This window comes from Metasolibacillus fluoroglycofenilyticus (assembly GCF_003049645.1).
In the GTDB taxonomy this organism is placed as follows: Bacteria; Bacillota; Bacilli; order Bacillales_A; family Planococcaceae; genus Metasolibacillus; species Metasolibacillus fluoroglycofenilyticus.
On the sequence record NZ_PYWK01000001.1, the window covers coordinates 1,000,692 to 1,020,148 of the forward strand.

Sequence of the window (19,457 nt, forward strand, 5' to 3'; positions counted from 1 at the left end):
ATGACACACTCAATTCGAGAATTATTAATGCATGCTTATGAGCAAAAGGCATCCGATTTACATTTAACTGTCGGTATTCCACCAATGTATCGTATTGACGGCAAGCTAGCTCCTTACGGTAATGACATGATTACACATGAGCAATTAAATACGATGGTTCAGGAACTAATTCCAAACCATAAGGCGCAGGAATATAAGGATAAGGGGGAAACGGATTTTAATTATTCGTTAGAAAGCCTCTGCCGATTTCGTGTGAATGCATATCATCAACGCAATACAAGTGCTGTTGCAGCTCGTTTAATTTCAAGTGAAATCCCAACAATCGACTCTTTAAATATGCCGAGTGTACTGTTCGATTTGGCGGACAAGCCTCAAGGTTTGATTTTAGTAACAGGTCCTACAGGCTCCGGGAAATCAACAACTTTAGCAGCAATGATTGACTATATTAATACGAACAAAGCGAAGCATATTATTACGCTTGAAGACCCGATTGAGTATTTGCATACACATAAAAAATCAGTCGTCAATCAACGCGAAGTCGGTGTGGATACGGAAAGCTTTGCAAACGGCTTGCGTGCATCATTACGTCAAGACCCTGATATTATTTTAGTCGGGGAGATGCGTGACTTAGAAACGATTTCGACTGCTATTACAGCGGCAGAAACTGGGCATCTCGTTTTTGGTACATTGCATACATCAAGTGCTCCAACGACGATTGACCGCATTATTGACGTATTTCCACCGCATCAGCAGGGACAAATACGCATTCAGCTAGCTAATGTTTTGCAAGGTATTATTTCCCAACGCCTATTTGTGCGCAAAGGTAAAAAGGGGCGTGTGGCAGCAACGGAAATACTTGTTGCAATTCCCGCTGTGACAAATTTAATTCGCAATGAGAAAATTCATCAAATTCCAAGTGTGATGCAAACGAATCGAGCACTTGGCATGCATACGCTGGAAACGTCAATCCAAGGGCTTGTGTCCGCTGGGCAAATTGCGTTGGAGGATGCGCGTCCATTTATGAATGTAGGTGAATACATTTGACGGTTTTTAAGTATACAGGTCGCACTTCAGCAGGTGTCACGAAAAAGGGCACAATTGAGGCGGCAAATCAAAATGCAGCCATTGCCAAACTTCGTGAGCGTGGCATTAATCCACGTGAAATTAGCGAATCTTCAAGTATCATGCATATGGAGATTAATATTGGTACTAAAGTAAAAAATCAAGATTTTGTTATTTACTGTAGGCAATTTGCGACATTAATACGCGCAGGTGTTTCAATTGTAGAGGCAACAAATATTTTGGCTCGTCAATCCACTTCAAAGCCGTTAAAAAGAGCGCTAGAGCAAGTGGAGGATGATGTGCGCTCAGGTATCGCCTTCTCAGGGGCTGTGAGCAAGCATCCGAAAGTATTTCCAGAGCTATTTATCAATATGATGCGCTCTGGGGAAGCAACAGGGAATATTGATAGCACGCTTGAACGCTTAGCTAATATGTTTGAAAAGCAATACAATTTGAAGAAAAAAGTGCAATCGACGTTAGCTTATCCAGCCGTTTTAACTGTTTTAATTATCGTCGTTGTCGCATTTCTACTTATTGTTATTGTCCCAAGCTTTGTTACATCCTTTGAAGATATGGGGGCAGAGCTACCGACAATTACAGTGATTACTGTCGCCTTTAGTGCATGGCTCCAAAAGTTTTGGTGGCTTGTTTTACTTGTCGTCATTGTAGCTATTGCTGTATTCGCTTATTTATTCAAAAATAATAAGCAATTTCATTTCAATGTTCATTACATGCTACTGAAAATGCCACTTTTCGGGCCATTGCTTCAAAAAACAGCTATCGCGCGTTTAATGCGTACACTGGCATCACTTTTCAGCGCAGCAGTGCCAATTTTACAAGCATTAACGATTTCTGAAAAGGTAAGTGGTAACCCCGTCGTCGGAAAAGTGATGCTTGATGCAAGAGCTAGCCTCGAGCGTGGAAGTACACTATCAGAGCCGCTTGAGCAAAGCTGGATTTTCCCACCGATGGTCACGAGTATGACGCAAATCGGTGAAACGACAGGCTCACTTGACTTTATGCTTGAGAAAATTGCCGACTTTTACGAGGAAGAGGTTGACCGTTCAGTCGACACATTAAAATCATTGATTGAACCATTAATGATTGTTTTTTTAGCCGCCGCGGTAGGCATTATAGTGGCAGCCATCTTTATGCCAATGTTTAGCCTTTACGAACAAATGTAAAGGCAATGGACGTTTTGCAAGGAGGTGAACTAAGGTGCAACAAACGTCCGAGCAAAAGCAAAACACTACCCAATACATTGAAAAACAAGGAGGAAATAATATGTTTCAAACACTAAAAAAACGTATTAAAAACGAGAAAGGTTTAACACTAATTGAGCTATTAGCAGTAATTGTGATTTTAGCGATTGTTGCTGCAATTGCTGTTCCGGCGATTGGGAATATTATTGATAATAGTAGATACAAAGCTGTAAAATCAGATGCTATTAATGTAATAAATGCTGCCAATATTTATTTTACAGATAATCCAAATGCAGATTCAGTAACTGTAAAAGAATTGAAGGATAATGGCTTTTTAGATAACGAAGGGAAAATTGCTGAAGAAATTAGTGGAACGACTTCTACAGTAGCTAAAGGGGGTTCTACTGGTGTAGGCTCTGCACATGAATTAACAACTGGAACAATAGATTATGATGGTAATAATGATATTACATTCTCTGGAGCAACTATAAAAGAAATTAATGAGCATGATGATAAAACAGTTACTACCGTTGGTAACCCATAATCTTTCATCGAGCATCCAATTTTTATATTGGATGTTCCATTGAAGGATTAATTGTTGCATTTATTGAAATTGAATCATTAGAGCAAGTCTGTTGATTATGTAAATAATATATTAATTATCGTGCCCTATAGGGGGAAATGCTTTTCTACTAGCCATACACTCGTTGATTGTAGTGAAGGGGTGATTCCATCGGGATCAGAGGTAGGGAGGCTAAAATCGCCGCGTCCTGCGGCAACGCCTCCATGACCAACTTCGTGTTGGCCTCGAGCTGAAAATCCATTTATTTCGGCGAATGCCGAAATAAATTAGTTGAAGCCACACCCCGAGGAAAGCGTTCCCCGTAACGGAAATCAACGAATTGCTAGGCATTCTCTATAAAATAAAGGCTAATCAACACGCTTGTCATCTTAGCATAGAACGCACAAAAAGGAGCTGCACCATATGTTCAAATTTAAAAAGAAGTCACATGTAGCAATGGAACTAAATGATTACATATTGCGTGTGCTCGTAAAAAAAGGTGAGCAGGTAACGCAATGGGAAACATATGATATTTTGCTTGCACAAGGAATTGTTCAGGAGGGCGTTATCGTAGATGAGGTAGCGCTCTACAAAATTATTAAAGAGAATCTAGCATTGTTTGGTGGGAAGAAGCAGCTTGTACGCACATTTGTGCCGGATACATCTGTTTTATTAAAGACATTCGAGCATCCGGACGATGTGGCTGGGAGCAAGCTGAAGCCTTATGTACAAATGGAGCTAGGGCGTACAGTGCATTTGCCGTTTCATGAGCCATTAATTGATGTTTATGACCCGATTGAAGGGGACGGGCAGGCGACATTGTTTGCAGCGCCTTCAGAGGAAGTGACGAAGCTTGTTAATTTATTGTTAGATGCACCACTCACGCCAGAGGCTATCGATATTCGGGCACTATGTCATTTGAGATTACTAGAAAAAATGGAGCAATTACAAAATAATAAAACATATATGATTACGAATTGGTTGATTAACGAATTAACGGTTTGTATTTATTCGAATGGACATGTTGATTTTTTACGCTTCCAAACAATCGACACAGATTTGACAAAATGGCATGGGGTAGTTGATAGTCAAAATGAAGTGACGTTCTCCTATACTGGGGAGGAAGAGGACTATCGAATGCTCCTTATCGACCGTGTAATGGAGCTTGACCGAATTATGAATTTCTTTAGGTTCTCTCTGCATAAAGGTGAAAAAATGATTGATGAAATTATAGTTATGGGCGATAATCCATGGCTTCCTGTTATCAGTGAGCTAATTGCTGAAAGCTTGCCGATAGCGCTTAAAATAGTTGATGATAAAGCGATTCAGCAACATTATCCGAATATGAAAGGCAAATATACGGCGCTTATGGGACTTGCTTTGAAGGAGGTACAGACATGATACCAGATATAAATCTGTTACCTCACGTTAGTAGAACCGAATCAAATTTTAAAATTTTTTATAGCATTTTAGCAATCGCTACGTTGCTTCTATTGAGTTTAATTGTATGGCAGTCTTTTGCGACACAGGCAGAAGTTACAAAGCTTACGAACGAGCAGCAAGCACTGCAAGCGCAAAGAGACCAGCTTCAAAATGACTATAATGCACTGTTAAATGCGAATACTGGCTCTATAGAACAGGCGGTTATATTTGTTGAAAAAGTATCTTACCCTGTATCGCCTTTAGTTGATGAGGTGCGTGCATTACTGATACCGAACAGCTATTTACGTAACTACATGTTTGGTGAGGAAAAAGTAACTGTTAGAGCTGATTTTGAAACATTTACAGACATTTCAAAATATGTGGCACTACTAGAACAAAGCGAATATTTTAATGATGTTCAGCTAGGTACGGTTACAGATTTCGAAGTGAATCCAAGTGGTGCTAATGATACGATTAATGAAAATGAAGTGGATTTTGGCAGCGTATCTCGCTACTCTGTTCAAATCGAGCTATATATTGATAAAATATATTTAGCTAACGGGGGTGTTCAGTAATGTTTAGCAATAAAAATTCAGCCCCAATTTTGTTGACAGCGCTTATCGCACTGATTTTGTTCGCAAGCTATTATTATTTTGTTTTACCAAAAAAGCAGGAGGCAGAGCGTTTGAACAGCTCTGTATCTAGTCTTCAGCAGGAAATTATAAGCTTACAATCGCAAATTGCGCTGAAGCAAAATGAAGAGAGAAAAGCTCCAGAAAATCTTTTTGCACTGCAAAAGAAAGTACCAGCGCATAAAGATATTGTGAATTTATTATTAAATATGGAAGAAATTGAATTGCTATCCACATCTAAAATTACAGGAATGCAATTTAATAATTATGATGCTTTAGTAAGTGAGTCTGAGCTACAGGACCCAATTGATACAGAAGCTGACTCAGCAACAGAAGAACAAGCGACTGAGGAGTTACCAACCTCTTCAATTGCTAAGGAAACATTGCCACCAGAGCTGCAAATGGTCACATTTAATATTGAATTAGAATCGAAGAATGAAGCGGATTTGACTATATTTTTGAAAGAATTAGAGTCCTTGCAGCGTGTTATTCGGGTTGATCAAATTGATTTACAGGTTCCCGGAGAAGCGGATTTAGTAGAAGATGGTACACCTAAAACAGTTTCTGCTACAATACAAGCAACAACATTCTATTATGATTCAGCAGAAAACTCCTACCACTATAAATAATTTGATGAATGCTTCATTGTTTTTGATACAGCGAGCGGTTGTACTCTTGCTGTATCAAAATAAAGCCTCCGGCGGATGTCACAGATTTTGAGGAGGAGTTTTCGAGCAAGCTCGAAAAAATCTGGACCAATTATACCAAGGCGTAATTGGTTATGTAGGTGAGTAAATAATGACAATCACATATACCATATTTTCTTTTTTACTAGGGCTTATACTCGGCTCTTTTTATAATGTTGTAGGCTTACGTATTCCCAAAAATGAATCCATTGTTTATCCAGGCTCTCATTGTACAAATTGTCGCCGCTCATTAACTGCTCTAGATTTAGTACCAGTACTTTCCTATATTTTATTGCGCGGGAAATGTCGTACATGTAAAGTGCGCATTTCCCCAATATATATGATTATGGAGCTTCTAACAGGGCTCTTTTTTGCCTTGTCCTATTGGCAGCTTGGGCTTTCGTTAGAGCTTATTGTTGCTTGGCTTTTTATTTCGTTACTCATTATTATTACAGTGTCAGATACCGCTTATATGCTAATACCAAACAAAATATTATTGTTCTTTTTACCTTTATTAGTATTAGGACGAGTTCTATCACCTTTAGAGCCTTGGTGGGATAGCTTGCTCGGTGCAGCAATTGGCTTTGGAGTTTTGCTACTCATTGCAGTTGTTTCCAAAGGAGGCATGGGCGGGGGCGATATAAAGCTATTTTTCGTTATAGGGCTTGTTCTTGGTACAGTTAATACATTATTAACATTATTTTTAGCAGCAGTTATCGGCATGATTGTCGGTCTTGTCATTCTTAAAAGACAAAATAAAGGTCGCAAAACCCCCATTCCATTTGGGCCATCTATTGCATTGGCAGCTATTATCGTCTACTTTTTTGGTGATAGCATGATGGATTGGTATATAAATTTATTCCTCTAGCGTTGCTAACAATAAATAATTAGCATAATATAATACTAATTACTTAGAAGTGGAGGGAATATTTATGAAGCCAATTATTGCACTGACAATGCATACAGGAGATAAGAAGCTCGAAATTAATGAAACATACATACAATCGGTAGAGCTAGCTGGGGGAATACCTTTATGCATCCCACATCTTGCCGCACAGGATGTAGAGGCAGTATTAAATAAAGTAGATGGCTTGCTATTAATTGGAGGACATGATGTGAATCCTTACTTATACGCACAGGAGCCACATGAAAAGCTAGGTATGTTCCATACGAAGCGAGATAATAGTGATTTAGCGATTTTACAAAGTGCCTTAACTAGAAAAATGCCAATACTTGCGATTTGTCGTGGACATCAAGTATTGAATGTGGCATTTGGTGGTACGTTGATTCAAGATATTCCATCACAATGGGAGCAGCCCATTGCCCATGTGCAAACTTCTATAAGAGATGAGGCAACACACACCGTCAAAATTCAGGGTGAGCAATTGCGTGGAATTTTTGGGGCAGAACAAATTCGAACAAACTCCTTCCATCATCAAGCAATCGACCAACTAGGTGAGGGGTTAGTAGCTGCTGGTACGGCACTGGATGGTGTCAATGAGGCAGTCGAACATAGTGAGCACCCATTTTGCATCGGTGTACAATGGCATCCAGAGGCAATGGCTCCATCTGGAGATGCGCACTCCATTAAACTTTTTAAAGCCTTCATTGAAGCATGTAAATAATAGAATTTATAAATCATCAAATGGGTCGTCTGAAAAATCATTTTGAGACGGCTCGTTTTGTGATGAGGATAGTGACAATTTATTGTGGCTACCGCAGAAGTAAATGTTTTTTGCCGAAAGCGGAGTGTCAGGTATAAGCATATTTAGAGAAGATTTAATATAGAAGTAAGGGGCTGTCGAAAAAATATATACTTTTCGAACAGCCCCTATTTATCGTTTAATTCAATTATTCGTCAGTATTACCAGCCTCAGTTAATGATAAAGTTTTTGTTTCAGGAGCCCACGCTACAGAAACAACTAGACCGATAACTAAAATAACCGTTAAGCAAAGCATTGTATTTTGTACACCTATATTTGCCATGCTCATTGGAAGTAAGAAAGTACTTGCTGCTGAGCCAAGTCGACTAATAGAAGTAGCAAAGCCTACCCCAGAAGAGCGAATATCCGTAGGGAAGCTTTCCGCAGGGAATACCCCTACTAAATTACTTACCGCTGATAAAATTAAAGTAAATATAGAGAAGGCGATAATCATTAAAACAGTTAAATTACTCGGTAAAATACTTAATAAGCCAAGTGCAATAATTAGTACAACGAACGAAGAAATTAAGAATCCACGTCTAGTAAATTTAATTGTGAACCAAATACCTAATAATGCACCAATAATTAGTAAACCATTTAATAATAAGTCAACGCCAAAGCCTTGCTGCAAGCCAATTTCATCTAAAATAATTGGTAAGAATGTATAAATAGCAAAGTAAGGCATTACTAAACATACCCAAAAAATACTATTAAATAATGTACGTTTTATCATATCTTTATGAAATAATGCCATAAAACCTTTTTTCTCTCCGACATGCTCTGTTTGGTCATCTAAAATAACGTTTGGACCAAAATGCTTTTGAACAATTTGTAAAGCCTCTTCATGTCGCCCCTTACTTGCTAGCCATCTCGGAGATTCTGGTGTACCCATACGGGCAAATAAAATAATTAATGCTGGAATAGCAGAAGAAGCAAGCATCCATTTCCAAGCATCTGGAGAAGCGCTTGTCGCATAAATACCGACAATATTTGCTGCTACGTAACCGAATGTCCAAATAACACTAAACGAACCTAATAAAGGACCGCGATATTTACGTGGTGAAATTTCAGCTAATAATGTATGTCCTACACTGTAATCACCGCCTAGGCCAATACCGATTAAAATGCGGTAAATTACTAATTCTGTTGGAGTTTCAGCGAAAAATTGTAAGACCGATGCAACTGTAATTAAAATAAAGCTAAGCACAAATATTTTTTGTCTTCCGATATGGTCAGAAATCCAGCCTAAAATAAGACTCCCTAAAAAAAGGCCGAATAAAGCTGAACTACCAATTAAGCCAATCCAAAAAGAAGATAACTCCATTTGAGGTGCTAAAAGTGTAAGTGCAAATCCAACAATCCCTAAAATGTATCCATCTGTAAAGTGAGCACCAAAAGTTAATCCTGCAATTTTAATATGAAATTTATTTAATGGTACATCATCGAGCTTAATCTGCTTTGTGTTGTTTATAGTTGTCGTACCCATAGAACGGTAATCCCCCATCTCTTTTGTCATTTTGTCTGTAATGTTTAACCTTTTTCAGCAAAGGTCTTTCATCTCTATAGGTGATGAGATGAATACTAGTATTAAACTGACACCTACAGAAAGAAGTTAGCCTCCGACGAATGTCACAGATTTTGAAAAGAGGCCTGCATAATGTAGGTCAGTTAACCGTTGTCACAGGACGTGACGGCTTAAGTTAACTTGCACTAAGCAAGCTTGAAAAAATCTGAATGCCATTACACCGGGGTGAAATTGATTTAAACGTAGAGGAAAGATATTAATTTCGTTCTTATTGTGAACAAATAATTCATAATGCGAATATTTAAAATATATTTGATGTTCACGTCATTGTCAATTGTTTTTTGAAAACGTTCTCTAAATGAGGAATATTCAGAAAAATAAAAAAACACCCAGAAAGTTAATCTTTCTGGGCAGTCAAAGCTTTTAGATTAACATAATGTTAATCACTCAGTTTAATAAACGCATCCATTTTGCCACCAATAAAGGTGGGGGACTACTGTCCATATACCTTTTGCCTTGCTATCGGCACAAAAATCATTTGCCGAAAGAAGTTAAATTTTGCTCTATTTCCTTTGCCGCTTGAAGTAAAGTCCCCTTTAAATTCAATAAATCCTCCTTCGTTAATCTAAAGCCAGGGCCTCCAATCGTAATAAATGCTACTAAGTTTTGATGCGTGTCGAATATTGGAGCAGACATGGCATTTTCATTTTCACCATATTCACCAATTGAAAGACCTACTTTGTTATGGCGTGTCCAATTAATTTGTTCTATCAGCTGCGCTTTGTCTGTAATGGTATGCGTGGTTTTTGCAATTAACTCCTTACTTAAATATTGTTCTAACTCATTTTCTGAAAATGTACTCAGCAGTACTTTGCCGTTTGACGTGCAATGATGGAGCGGGGTGATTGTATTTGTGTAGTCCACTAGTCGAACGCTTTGTGATGGGTCGAGCTGATTGATTGTGTATATCCCATCCATTTTAGGGACGCTTAAAATCACTGTTTCATCAATGGCATCTCGCAATGCTTCTAAAGTGTTTTTTGCTCGATGAATTAATGAATTATACGGATTATTTTGCATCGCTAGTCGGTAAAATAAAAAGCCAAGACGATAGCCATTTGTCATAGGGTCTTTTTCAACTAAGCCCTCATTTTCTAAGCTTCCAATCAAGCGCCATACAGTTGTTCGATTTAATCCGCAGCTCGCTACTAAGTCCTTTAAAGATATTGGACTCTTACTTTCTCCTATAAGCTTTAATAGCATCAATGCTCGGTCAACTGCTTGAACAGTTGAACCATCCCTACTATTTTTGTTTGTCGATAAAGTATTTGTATTCATAACTTTATTATACCTATTTCAATTTAAAACATCTAGCAATTGAAAAGAGTAGAGTCAATATCAATTACGCCTCGGCGTAATTGGTCCAGATTTTTTCAAGCTTGCTTGAAAACCCCCCCTTCAAAATCTGTGACATCCGCCAGAGGCTTTAACTTCTTCCAGAGGGTGTTTGGACACCCTCTGAAACTGGTTTAACGTCTGCATTCATCTCACCACCTATAGAAGTGGGAGACTTCTGCTGAAAGAAGTTAAAAAATCAGAAAATTTAATATTGACTTTCAAAAAACAGAAATATATACTTGCTTTAAAGTTCTTTATGTGAATAAAGTGTTCGCTATATGAACTTTTGGTGGTGTAGAGGTCATCAATTGTTATGAAAAGGAGGCGAACGCTTATGCGAGTAGAGAAGGACAGTTTTGGAACAGTTGAGATTCCTGATGCCGCTTTGTACGGAATACAAACTGTTCGAACAAAGGAGAATTTATCCTTTTCTAAAAATGTACTAAAAGAGTACAAAGAGTATATTACAAGCTTAGCGCATGTGAAAAAAGCAGCGGCGCTAGCCAATTTTGATGCTAAGACAATTTCTGAAATAGTGAAGGAAAAAATCTTGGGAGCCTGTAACGAATTATTGCAGGGAAAATATTTAGAGCATTTCGTCGTCGATGTGTATCACGGTGGGGGCGGAATAGGGATTAATATGAACGTCAATGAGGTCATTGCAAATTTATGCAATAAGGAAAAAGGCGTTTATTCAGCGGTTCACCCAATTGACCATGTTAATGCATCACAATCGACAGCCGATGTGTGTCATACCGCAATTCGTTTAGCGATTTACGAGGCATATCAGCAATTGCATGGTGAAATTGTCGAGCTGATAGCTGTAATGAACCAAAAGACGAATGAATTCATGCCTGTTGCAACGATTTCACGTACTTGCTTACAAGATGCATCACGTATGCAATTAGGCGAAAAGTTTAGCGGCTTTGAAGCGGTAATAAAAAGAAGGCATATAAAGCTATGTCATGCAGTCGACGAGCTATTAACAGTCAATCTAGGTGGCACTGTTATCGGAAAAGGTGAGGGGGCAAATGAGCTCTACAGGCGGATTATTATGCAGAAATTACAGGAAGTGACCAATCTACCTGTTAAAAGAAGAGAGAATTTATTTGATGCAGCTCAAAATATTGATGATTTAGTAGAGGTTTCGAAGCAATTTAGTTTATTTGCGAGTGCTTTATTAAAAATCGCAAAGGATTTACGATTGCTATCTTCTGGTCCCGAGGCTGGCTTTTCAGAAATATCATTACCAGCTATTCAAGCAGGCTCATCGTTTTTCCCGGGGAAGGTTAATCCTGTTATCCCTGAAACCGTCATCCAATGCTGCGCGGAAATAATAGGTATAGAGCGAATTATTCAAGTTACATTTGAGCATGGTGATTTAGATTTAAACGTATTCGAAAACTTTGCAGGGATTCATCTATTAGATGGGATATATATGATGGTCAACTGTGTTCGTAGTTTTACTGAGCTTTGCTTCCAAGGAATAATGGCAAATGAAGATAGATGTAAGGAGCTTGCGAATTCACGTATACCTCAAATTTGCGACTTGAAAGAAAAATTTGGCTATAGTGAAACGATGCGATTGCTGAAAGGGCAAGCAGCTATTAAGGAGGATGAAAATAGATGACACAAAAAATTTTCGAGGGTATTCAACAACCGCAATTACAGTGGGCTGAAAAATGGCTTGAGGAAACGAAAAAAAGCTACATCAATGGAAAATGGGTAAGCAGTGAAAAAACAATTGAATCAATTAACCCAGCCAATGGAAGAGTATTAGGGCAATTTTTCTGCGCTAGTAAAGAAGATGTTGATGAGGCCGTAGTAGCAGCAAAAGCAGGCTTGAAAAATGTGACTTGGAAAAATATGAGCAATAAAGAGCGTGGTCGCGTACTGCGTAAAATTGCTGACTTAATTGCAAAGCATCATGCTGAACTTGCTACTTTAGAGGCACTCGATAACGGCAAGCTTTATACAGAGGCATACAACGATGATGTACAAGAAGCGCATGATTTATTTGAATATTATTCCGGTTGGACAGACAAGTATTACGGGGAAAACAACCCTGTTGATGGCAATTTTTTAAGTGTAACGACGCGTGATCCAATTGGCGTTTGCGGGCAAATAGTGCCATTTAATTTCCCATTACAAATGGCTGTACTAAAAATGGCTCCAGCATTGGCAACTGGTAACACAGTTATTTTAAAGCCTGCTGATAAAACATCTTTTTCAGCTATTCGTCTATTTGAAATTATTGATGAATCAGGCTTATTACCAAAGGGTGTTATTAATTTAGTTCTAGGTAATGGAGAAGTAGGGGCTTATATTAGCAAGCATATGGGGATTGATAAGCTGTCGTTTACTGGAAGCACAAAAATTGGAAAGCAATTAGTGCGTGATTCTGCAGATAGCAATTTAAAGCCAGTAACGCTAGAGCTTGGTGGTAAATCGCCAAATATTATTTTTGATGATGTAAAGGATTTAGATGCTGCAATCGACCGTTCGTTTATTGGTTTATTCACACATAAGGCAGAAAAATGCTCATCTCCAACCCGTTTATTCGTTCAAAAATCAATTTACGATATAGTGGTGAAGAAAATCGCTGAGATGGCAGAAAACTACAAATGTGGAGACCCATTTGACCCGGAAAGCGACCAAGGAGCACAAGTATCAAAAGAGCATATGGAATCAATTTTAGCTTACATTAAAAGCGGTAAGGAGCAAGGAGCACGTATCGTTGCAGGCGGTGAGCGCGATGTAACAGGTACAAATGCTAACGGCTATTTTGTAAAACCAACTATTTTTGCTGATGTGACAAATGATATGAAAATTGCGCAGGAAGAAATTTTTGGTCCAGTGCTTTGTGTCATTCCATTCGAAACAGAGGAAGAGGTTATCGAAATGGCTAACGATACAATTTACGGCTTAGCTGCTGGTTTATGGACGGGAGATACGTCACGTGCTCATCGCGTAGCAAATCAATTAGATGCAGGTATGGTCTTTGTGAATCGTTATGGCTGCTACGATTTTGCAAGCCCATTCGGTGGGGTGAAGCAAAGTGGCTGGGGTAGAGAATACGCCATCCATTCTTTAGCTGCGTTTACAAAACAACGAGCAATTTGGTTTGCTTATTAATCTGATAAAATAAGGGGAATTATTTATGAAAATGAAAGCTGCTGTAATGACAGAAATCAACAAACCACTATCAATTTTAAATGTGGAATTAGCAGAGCCAAGACATAACGAGGTGCTTGTCAAAATTGCTGCTACAGGCGTATGCCACAGTGACTTAAATGCATTAGGCGATAAAACGACGCCAACACCAACAATTTTAGGGCATGAAGGTGCAGGCATTGTTGTAAAAGTAGGCTCAAACGTAACGAATGTTAAAGTGGGCGATAAAGTAGCATTGAGCTGGGTTCCATATTGTGGTACTTGTGAATTTTGCGTGACAGGTAAAGTTCATTTATGTGAATCAGCTTTCGGTCCAATGTTTGATGGTACTTTATTAGACGGTACATCTCGCCTCAGCATTGATGGCGATAGAGTATACCATAATTCATTGCTATCAACATTTGCTGAATATGCGGTTGTTCCTGAAATGTCATGTGTAAAAATTCCAGATGAAATGCCATTAGCACAAGCGTCGTTAATTGGCTGTGGGGTGGCAACAGGTTACGGTGCTGCAGTAAATGCGGCAGGTGTAAAGCCTGGTTCAACAGTAGCTATTTTCGGTATCGGCGGTGTAGGTGTAAACGCAATTCAAGGTGCAGCAATTGCCGGTGCAGCGAAAATCATTGCAATTGATGTTAAGGATGCAAACCTAGAAATCGCGAAGAAATTCGGTGCAACACATACAGTAAACTCTAGAACGGAAGATTTAAAGGAAATTATTAAAGAGATTACAAACGGCGTAGGTGTACATTATGCAATTGATTGCTCAGGTCATACAATTTGTACGGAAAGCGCTTGGGAAATTACACGTAAAGGTGGCACAATCGTTGTTGTTGGTGCATTTAACCCAGAGCAAAAATTAAGCTTACCAGCTGGCGGATTCCACCGTGTTGGGAAGGTTTTAAAAGGGAGCTTCTATGGCGATACACAGCCGTTCCGTGATTTCCCAATGATTGCACAGCTTTATTTAGACGGCAAATTCAAGTTGGATCAGCTCATATTAGAACGTATTAAATTGGAGGATATTAATAAGGCATTCGATTCATTCCATGATGCTTGCTGTATCAACGTAGGTCGTGCAGTAATTGAATTTGAATAACAGTGACTAATGAAACGAAGGAACGGGATACGAGATGAGAATAGAAAAAGATTTCCTAGGTGGAATGAAGCTTAGCTCTGATGTATATTACGGTATTCAAACGATGCGGTCAATAATTAATTTTCCTATTTCAGGAAAAACAATCGAAGGTTATCCTTATTTAATGAAATCATTAGCATACATTAAAAAAGCAGCGGCGCTTTCCAATTTCGAAGTTGGAGAGCTCGCTGCTTCTCTTAAAGATGCGATTATTACTGCGGCGGATGAAATGATTGATGGAAAGTTTAAAAATCAATTTCCAGTAGATATTTATCAAGGTGGCGGGGGTCTTTCAATTAATATGAATGTCAACGAAGTGCTCGCCAATCGCGCTAATGAAATTATAACAGGAAATAAGGGCTATACGCATGTGCATCCAAATGAACATGTCAATATGTCTCAATCTACAAATGATGTGCTACCAAGTGCGATGAAGCTAGCATGCTTTTTTTATATGCAGGATTTAATTAACTGTTTAACGCAGTTTGAGAAAACCCTTCAGCACAAGGAAGATGAATTTCAACTGCTCGTTAAAGTTTCCAGAACATGTTTACAAGACGCATTGCCGATTACATTTGGTCAGCAATTTAGCGCATACCGTTCATTTATTGCCAGACAAATAAATGAGTTGAAGAGGTTACAGGAAGGTTGCTTACAGCTTGTTATTGGGGCAACAGCAGTAGGTACGGGCTTAGGTGCTTCGACAGACTATGTCGAGGGGATGTATCGAAATTTATATGATGTAACAGGGCTGACAGTGCGAAAAGTAGAAAATTATTTTGATGGTCTACAGCACGCGGACGAGTATGTTAGAATTTCTAGCTGCTTAAAGGGGTTATGTACAGGACTTTCCAAAATGGCAAGTGATTTTAGAATACTCTCTTCGGGACCAATAGCGGGATTAGGTGAAATTGAGCTTCCAGCAGTTCAATCGGGTTCATCTATTATGCCTGGAAAAATCAATCCATGTATTCCTGAAATGATGATGCAAGTTTGCTTTGATATTTATGGCAAAGATCAGGCAATTACATTTGCGGCAGATAGAGGCGAGCTTGAATTGAATATTTGGGAAGCCATTATTATGAAAAATCTGTTTGAGCAATTTTCATTGTTACTAGCAAGCATTCCAGTGTTTCGAGAGAAGTGTGTAGCAGGAGTTCAAGTGAAAAAAGAAATTAATCAGCTTCGCGCGGAAAGCACCTACGCTCTATCGGTCGCAATTTCAAAACAATTTAGTTACGAAATTGCTAATGAAATAGTAGCGGAAGCGCAAAGCAAAAAAACAACGGTAAAACAGATTGTTGTTGAAAAAGGTTTATTAAGTGTGGACGAAGCTGAAAAATTACTCGATCCAATCCATTTAACCTCTTTAAGCAGAAGTCTTCCATCTCTATAGGTGGCAAAATAAATGCAAGCATTAGACCGATTTCAGCGGGTTTTCAAACACTTGCTGATAAAGAGGAACTCAGTCTAAGAACATCGCATCTTGCGATAATGACTGAGTGACCAACATCCGGATGTCACAGATTTTGAAGGGAGGCTTGCATGATGCAAATCAGTTAACCGTTGTCACAGGACGTGACGGTTTCAGGTTAATTTCCACCAAATAGCTTGAAAGAATCTGGACACAATTACGTCAAGGCGTAATTGATTAAACGTGAAATAATAACTTGATAATCGAGTACTATTATATAGTTATACGATAGCAGAAAAATACCATTATAAAAGATTATGAAAGGTCCTGCGTATGAATAATATTTTATTAATTATTATTTTACAACTTATTTATGTGCCTTTATTAACGCTTCGTACAATCTTTTTAGTAAAAAATATTACGGTTTTAGCATCAATTATAGGTATGGTTGAAGTACTGATTTATGTGTTTGGTTTGTCCCTCGTATTCAGTGGAAATCAGAGCGTATTAGCGATGGTTGTTTATGCAGTTGGCTTTGGGCTAGGTATTTTTTTAGGTACGATGATTGAGCGTAAATTAGCAGTAGGCTATGTTTTTGCTGCGATTAATACGCAAAATAAAAACAATGAACTAGTGGAGTTTTTAAGGAATGAAGGTTTTGCAGTTACAATTTACAAGGGCGAAGGACGCGATAGTGAGCGCTATAAATATGAAATTTTAACGAAGCGTAATCGTGAACACGAACTGTTTCAAATTGTCGAGCGATTTGAGCCAAATGCCTTTATTATGTCATATGAGCCGAAGTCGTTTAAAGGCGGTTTTTTAGTTACACGTATGAAACAAAAGAAAAATAGATGAAGTGTCAAATAACAGGTATTTATAGACAGGCAATTTTCTGAGATTTCTTATATAAAAAGCATAATTTTGTTGCAAACAGCGCTGGAAATCATCAAAATACGGCTTTTTACGAAAATTATACGTCATTTATAAACATTCACAATTTTTCAAAGCAGATGTAAAATAGCACTAATACCTCGCTAGCATGCTTTTACATATGAATGAACCTCATAGGACATCACGAAAATTTCCAATAATATTCCTCGTTTTTCTCCACAATTAATGATGTGAAAATCATGCTAGCTTTAAAAAAATGAATAGTATATTCAAAGTAAAAAACTGAGCTGTCCCAAAAATCCGGTGCTCAGTTTTTGTATTATTGTATTTTACGATATAGACCGACAACCTGCCCTAAAATCGTTACTTGATTTACTAAAATAGGGTCCATTGAAGAGTTTTCAGGCTGTAAACGAAAATGTGTTTTTTCTTTATAAAAACGCTTTACTGTTGCCTCATCATCTTCTGTCATCGCAACGACAATTTCACCATTGTTTGCAGTTGATTTTTGCTTAACAATTACATAGTCTCCATCTAAAATTCCAGCTTCAATCATTGATTCTCCCATAATTTCTAACATAAATAGCTGATCCTCAGAAGTACCATATGAGTTTGGAAGAGGAAAGTATTCCTCGATATTCTCGATGGCTGAAATAGGAAGTCCTGCCGTTACTTTGCCAATCAAAGGAACATGGATAACACCTTGTTGTTCTATCTCACTATCATTATTGTTGTCTAAAATTTCAATAGCGCGTGGCTTTGTTGGGTCTCGACGAATAAGTCCCTTGCTTTCTAAACGAGCTAAATGGCCATGTACAGTAGAACTAGATGCTAAACCAACCGCTTCACCGATTTCACGAACTGACGGTGGATAACCTTTTGTTTTAACTTCTTCTTTAATAAAAGCTAAAATTGCTTCTTGGCGTTTTGATACTTTTGTCAACTCATTCACCTCTTTTATCTTGTTTTAGTAAACTACTCTCACCATTCATAGATGATGGGAGGGACGCTATATTGGACCTTGTTCAGCATATGTAAAGTTGCTCGCTAAACAAAGATAAGCCTCCGACGATAATCACAGATTTTTAAAACGAGTTTGAAGGCGCTTCAAAAAACTGAATGTAATTACGCCGAGGCGTAATTGATAGAACAAATTTTCTTATTTTCAGTATAACAAAAGAGAAAAATAAATGCAAACATTAGTTCGAAAATAATTGTTGACAAAAACGTTTGTTCGTTTTAATATGAGAACATACATTCCGAACGAACATTCTATTTCAGGAGGCGTTACTATGAATTGGTTGAAAAAAAATAGTTATATTGCAGTTTTTGTAGCATTTACGGTATTTGTCATTTCAGTGTTAGTTATTACTGATGAGGATATTGAACAATATGAAGAAATAATCATTGAACATGGGGATACGCTTTGGTCTTTAGCCGAACAGTACCGAGGTAAAATGTCAACGGAGCAATGGATTGGCTTTGTGAAAAAATCAAATTACCTTTCTGATGAAAAAATAGTGATTGGACAACAGTTGCTAGTGCCAATTGAAAAACGCTCTATTATTGCCAAGCAAATGACAGAGGATAGCCATTCGCGTGAAGTGGCGAATAACAATTAATGGTTACACAAACTGCGGTCATATATGTGAGGGTAAGCACCGAGAAATCAACCCAATATACATCTCTTGCAAGGCAAAAAGAAGAGCTAAAAGCATATGCAAGCAGCTTGCATTTTCATATAGTTGAAATATTTGAGGACCAACAGAGCGGCTTCGATGTGGAAAGAGATGGCTTGTTAGATATGTTAGATTATATGAAGGAAAATAATATGACAACTTTGTTCGTCCAAGATGAAACACGATTAGGACGAGGCAATGCACGCGTAGCAGTGTTACATCTTTTACAAAAGCAGGGTATCTCGGTCATATCTTTAAATGATGCTGGTCCACTAGCATTAAATGAGATGGATACAATGCTTTTAGAAATTTTAGCAATAGTAGAGGAGTATCAGCGCAAGCTGCACAATGCTAAAATACGACGCGGAATGCGACGCGCAGTAAATAACGGATATCGTCCAGAATACAATTTGAAAAACCGTGGCAATCCAGAGGGGCGCGAGCGAATTGACGTGCCTATCGAAGAAATTTTAAAGTTGCGGGCGAAGGGCTTTACCTTTGAAGAAATTGCCACTACATTAAGAGGCTTAGGATTCAATATTAGCAAAGCAACAGTTCACCGCCGCTTTGTAGAATATCAAAAAGAGAGTAGTATGTAAGCAGTCTATTCAAAACGTAAAGTACAAGATAAATCACTTGCGCTTTACGTTTTTTTCTCATACCTTTGTATTATGGAGTTTTAGAAAGGTGAGAAAAATATGTTATCCAAACAAAAATTAGCTCGAATTAATGCACTAGCAAAAAAAGCGAAGGAAGGTACGCTGACAGAGGCGGAAGCGAAAGAACGTACAGCACTTCGTAAAGAATACTTAGACACATTCCGCGCAACGATGCGCGATACGATTGAGCATGTGAAAATAGTAGATCCGGAAGGCAATGATGTAACGCCAGAAAAACTAAAAGATATAAAAAGACAGAAGGGCTTTCTAAACTAAATTTACACAATTTTATACAATGTGACACATT

Annotated in this window: 19 protein-coding genes; 16 read left to right on the plus strand and 3 right to left on the minus strand. The window is 38.2% G+C overall.

The window, feature by feature from the left end; translation table 11 throughout:
* From C9J36_RS04440 to C9J36_RS04475, 8 genes are all read left to right on the plus strand, one after another.
* Complete coding sequence (locus C9J36_RS04440; RefSeq protein ID WP_107942337.1) at positions 1-1,044, plus strand: type IV pilus twitching motility protein PilT; 1,044 nt, start codon at positions 1-3, stop codon at positions 1,042-1,044.
* Positions 1,041-2,246 (plus strand): type II secretion system F family protein, encoded by a 1,206-nt coding sequence (locus C9J36_RS04445; protein WP_107942338.1) that lies wholly within the window; start codon positions 1,041-1,043, stop codon positions 2,244-2,246. Before C9J36_RS04440 ends, C9J36_RS04445 begins: the two co-directional genes overlap by 4 nt.
* A 100-nt stretch (positions 2,247-2,346) precedes the next feature.
* Positions 2,347-2,808, plus strand: a complete 462-nt coding sequence (locus tag C9J36_RS04450) for a type II secretion system protein (protein ID WP_107943078.1) — start codon at positions 2,347-2,349, stop codon at positions 2,806-2,808.
* A gap of 441 nt (positions 2,809-3,249) precedes the next feature.
* On the plus strand, positions 3,250-4,227 hold the full coding sequence (gene pilM, locus C9J36_RS04455; protein WP_107942339.1) for a type IV pilus biogenesis protein PilM: 978 nt from the start codon (positions 3,250-3,252) through the stop codon (positions 4,225-4,227).
* Positions 4,224-4,823 carry a hypothetical protein gene (locus tag C9J36_RS04460; protein ID WP_107942340.1) on the plus strand — a complete coding sequence of 200 codons (600 nt, stop codon included), beginning with the start codon at positions 4,224-4,226 and terminating at the stop codon, positions 4,821-4,823. The genes pilM and C9J36_RS04460 overlap by 4 nt, the downstream gene beginning before the upstream one ends.
* Positions 4,823-5,509 (plus strand): potassium transporter, encoded by a 687-nt coding sequence (locus tag C9J36_RS04465; RefSeq protein WP_107942341.1) that lies wholly within the window; start codon positions 4,823-4,825, stop codon positions 5,507-5,509. Before C9J36_RS04460 ends, C9J36_RS04465 begins: the two co-directional genes overlap by 1 nt.
* Positions 5,510-5,678: 169 nt before the next feature.
* A complete protein-coding gene (locus tag C9J36_RS04470) occupies positions 5,679-6,434 on the plus strand; it encodes a prepilin peptidase (protein ID WP_107942342.1) in 756 nt (251 codons plus the stop codon).
* Between the two features lie 64 nt (positions 6,435-6,498).
* Entirely contained in the window at positions 6,499-7,191 is a 693-nt protein-coding gene (locus C9J36_RS04475; RefSeq protein ID WP_107942343.1) for a gamma-glutamyl-gamma-aminobutyrate hydrolase family protein, read from the plus strand.
* A gap of 226 nt (positions 7,192-7,417) precedes the next feature.
* Here C9J36_RS04475 and C9J36_RS04480 read toward each other — a convergent pair whose 3' ends face one another.
* Together C9J36_RS04480 and C9J36_RS04485 are read right to left on the minus strand one after the other, a co-directional pair.
* The gene (locus C9J36_RS04480; RefSeq protein ID WP_066171158.1) at positions 7,418-8,755 is read right to left on the minus strand and encodes an MFS transporter; all 1,338 of its coding nucleotides are present in this window, start codon (positions 8,753-8,755) and stop codon (positions 7,418-7,420) included.
* A gap of 573 nt (positions 8,756-9,328) precedes the next feature.
* Positions 9,329-10,132, minus strand: coding sequence for an IclR family transcriptional regulator (locus C9J36_RS04485; RefSeq protein ID WP_107942344.1), 804 nt, complete (start codon positions 10,130-10,132; stop codon positions 9,329-9,331).
* A gap of 394 nt (positions 10,133-10,526) precedes the next feature.
* On the opposite strand from C9J36_RS04485, the gene C9J36_RS04490 reads away from it, so the two are divergent.
* From C9J36_RS04490 to C9J36_RS04510, 5 genes are all read left to right on the plus strand, one after another.
* On the plus strand, positions 10,527-11,822 hold the full coding sequence (locus C9J36_RS04490; protein WP_107942345.1) for a lyase family protein: 1,296 nt from the start codon (positions 10,527-10,529) through the stop codon (positions 11,820-11,822).
* Positions 11,819-13,327 (plus strand): aldehyde dehydrogenase family protein, encoded by a 1,509-nt coding sequence (locus C9J36_RS04495; RefSeq protein WP_107942346.1) that lies wholly within the window; start codon positions 11,819-11,821, stop codon positions 13,325-13,327. Before C9J36_RS04490 ends, C9J36_RS04495 begins: the two co-directional genes overlap by 4 nt.
* A gap of 25 nt (positions 13,328-13,352) precedes the next feature.
* Positions 13,353-14,465, plus strand: coding sequence for a Zn-dependent alcohol dehydrogenase (locus tag C9J36_RS04500; protein ID WP_107942347.1), 1,113 nt, complete (start codon positions 13,353-13,355; stop codon positions 14,463-14,465).
* Between the two features lie 34 nt (positions 14,466-14,499).
* Entirely contained in the window at positions 14,500-15,900 is a 1,401-nt protein-coding gene (locus tag C9J36_RS04505; protein ID WP_107942348.1) for an aspartate ammonia-lyase, read from the plus strand.
* A 351-nt stretch (positions 15,901-16,251) separates the two neighbouring features.
* A complete protein-coding gene (locus C9J36_RS04510) occupies positions 16,252-16,776 on the plus strand; it encodes a DUF2179 domain-containing protein (protein ID WP_107942349.1) in 525 nt (174 codons plus the stop codon).
* Positions 16,777-17,131: 355 nt separating this feature from the next.
* Here C9J36_RS04510 and lexA read toward each other — a convergent pair whose 3' ends face one another.
* The gene (lexA, locus tag C9J36_RS04515; RefSeq protein ID WP_066171139.1) at positions 17,132-17,755 is read right to left on the minus strand and encodes a transcriptional repressor LexA; all 624 of its coding nucleotides are present in this window, start codon (positions 17,753-17,755) and stop codon (positions 17,132-17,134) included.
* Positions 17,756-18,104: 349 nt separating this feature from the next.
* Here lexA and yneA point away from each other — a divergent pair, with 349 nt between their 5' ends.
* From yneA to C9J36_RS04530, 3 genes are all read left to right on the plus strand, one after another.
* Positions 18,105-18,434, plus strand: coding sequence for a cell division suppressor protein YneA (yneA, locus tag C9J36_RS04520; RefSeq protein WP_107942350.1), 330 nt, complete (start codon positions 18,105-18,107; stop codon positions 18,432-18,434).
* The gene (locus C9J36_RS04525; RefSeq protein WP_066171130.1) at positions 18,434-19,090 is read left to right on the plus strand and encodes a YneB family resolvase-like protein; all 657 of its coding nucleotides are present in this window, start codon (positions 18,434-18,436) and stop codon (positions 19,088-19,090) included. The genes yneA and C9J36_RS04525 overlap by 1 nt, the downstream gene beginning before the upstream one ends.
* A gap of 99 nt (positions 19,091-19,189) precedes the next feature.
* Positions 19,190-19,426 (plus strand): DUF896 domain-containing protein, encoded by a 237-nt coding sequence (locus C9J36_RS04530; protein ID WP_066171129.1) that lies wholly within the window; start codon positions 19,190-19,192, stop codon positions 19,424-19,426.
* Positions 19,427-19,457 lie beyond the last annotated feature (31 nt).

Coding starts and splice junctions, on each gene's coding strand:
- C9J36_RS04495 (WP_107942346.1), top strand. CDS start 11,819: ATGACACAAAAAATTTTCGAGGGTATTCAACAACCGCAATTACAGTGG.
- C9J36_RS04505 (WP_107942348.1), top strand. CDS start 14,500: ATGAGAATAGAAAAAGATTTCCTAGGTGGAATGAAGCTTAGCTCTGAT.
- C9J36_RS04485 (WP_107942344.1), bottom strand. CDS start 10,132: ATGAATACAAATACTTTATCGACAAACAAAAATAGTAGGGATGGTTCA.
- pilM (WP_107942339.1), top strand. CDS start 3,250: ATGTTCAAATTTAAAAAGAAGTCACATGTAGCAATGGAACTAAATGAT.
- C9J36_RS04490 (WP_107942345.1), top strand. CDS start 10,527: ATGCGAGTAGAGAAGGACAGTTTTGGAACAGTTGAGATTCCTGATGCC.
- C9J36_RS04480 (WP_066171158.1), bottom strand. CDS start 8,755: ATGGGTACGACAACTATAAACAACACAAAGCAGATTAAGCTCGATGAT.
- C9J36_RS04475 (WP_107942343.1), top strand. CDS start 6,499: ATGAAGCCAATTATTGCACTGACAATGCATACAGGAGATAAGAAGCTC.
- yneA (WP_107942350.1), top strand. CDS start 18,105: ATGAATTGGTTGAAAAAAAATAGTTATATTGCAGTTTTTGTAGCATTT.
- C9J36_RS04465 (WP_107942341.1), top strand. CDS start 4,823: ATGTTTAGCAATAAAAATTCAGCCCCAATTTTGTTGACAGCGCTTATC.
- C9J36_RS04460 (WP_107942340.1), top strand. CDS start 4,224: ATGATACCAGATATAAATCTGTTACCTCACGTTAGTAGAACCGAATCA.
- C9J36_RS04450 (WP_107943078.1), top strand. CDS start 2,347: ATGTTTCAAACACTAAAAAAACGTATTAAAAACGAGAAAGGTTTAACA.
- C9J36_RS04500 (WP_107942347.1), top strand. CDS start 13,353: ATGAAAATGAAAGCTGCTGTAATGACAGAAATCAACAAACCACTATCA.
- C9J36_RS04470 (WP_107942342.1), top strand. CDS start 5,679: ATGACAATCACATATACCATATTTTCTTTTTTACTAGGGCTTATACTC.
- C9J36_RS04440 (WP_107942337.1), top strand. CDS start 1: ATGACACACTCAATTCGAGAATTATTAATGCATGCTTATGAGCAAAAG.
- C9J36_RS04525 (WP_066171130.1), top strand. CDS start 18,434: ATGGTTACACAAACTGCGGTCATATATGTGAGGGTAAGCACCGAGAAA.
- C9J36_RS04510 (WP_107942349.1), top strand. CDS start 16,252: ATGAATAATATTTTATTAATTATTATTTTACAACTTATTTATGTGCCT.
- C9J36_RS04530 (WP_066171129.1), top strand. CDS start 19,190: ATGTTATCCAAACAAAAATTAGCTCGAATTAATGCACTAGCAAAAAAA.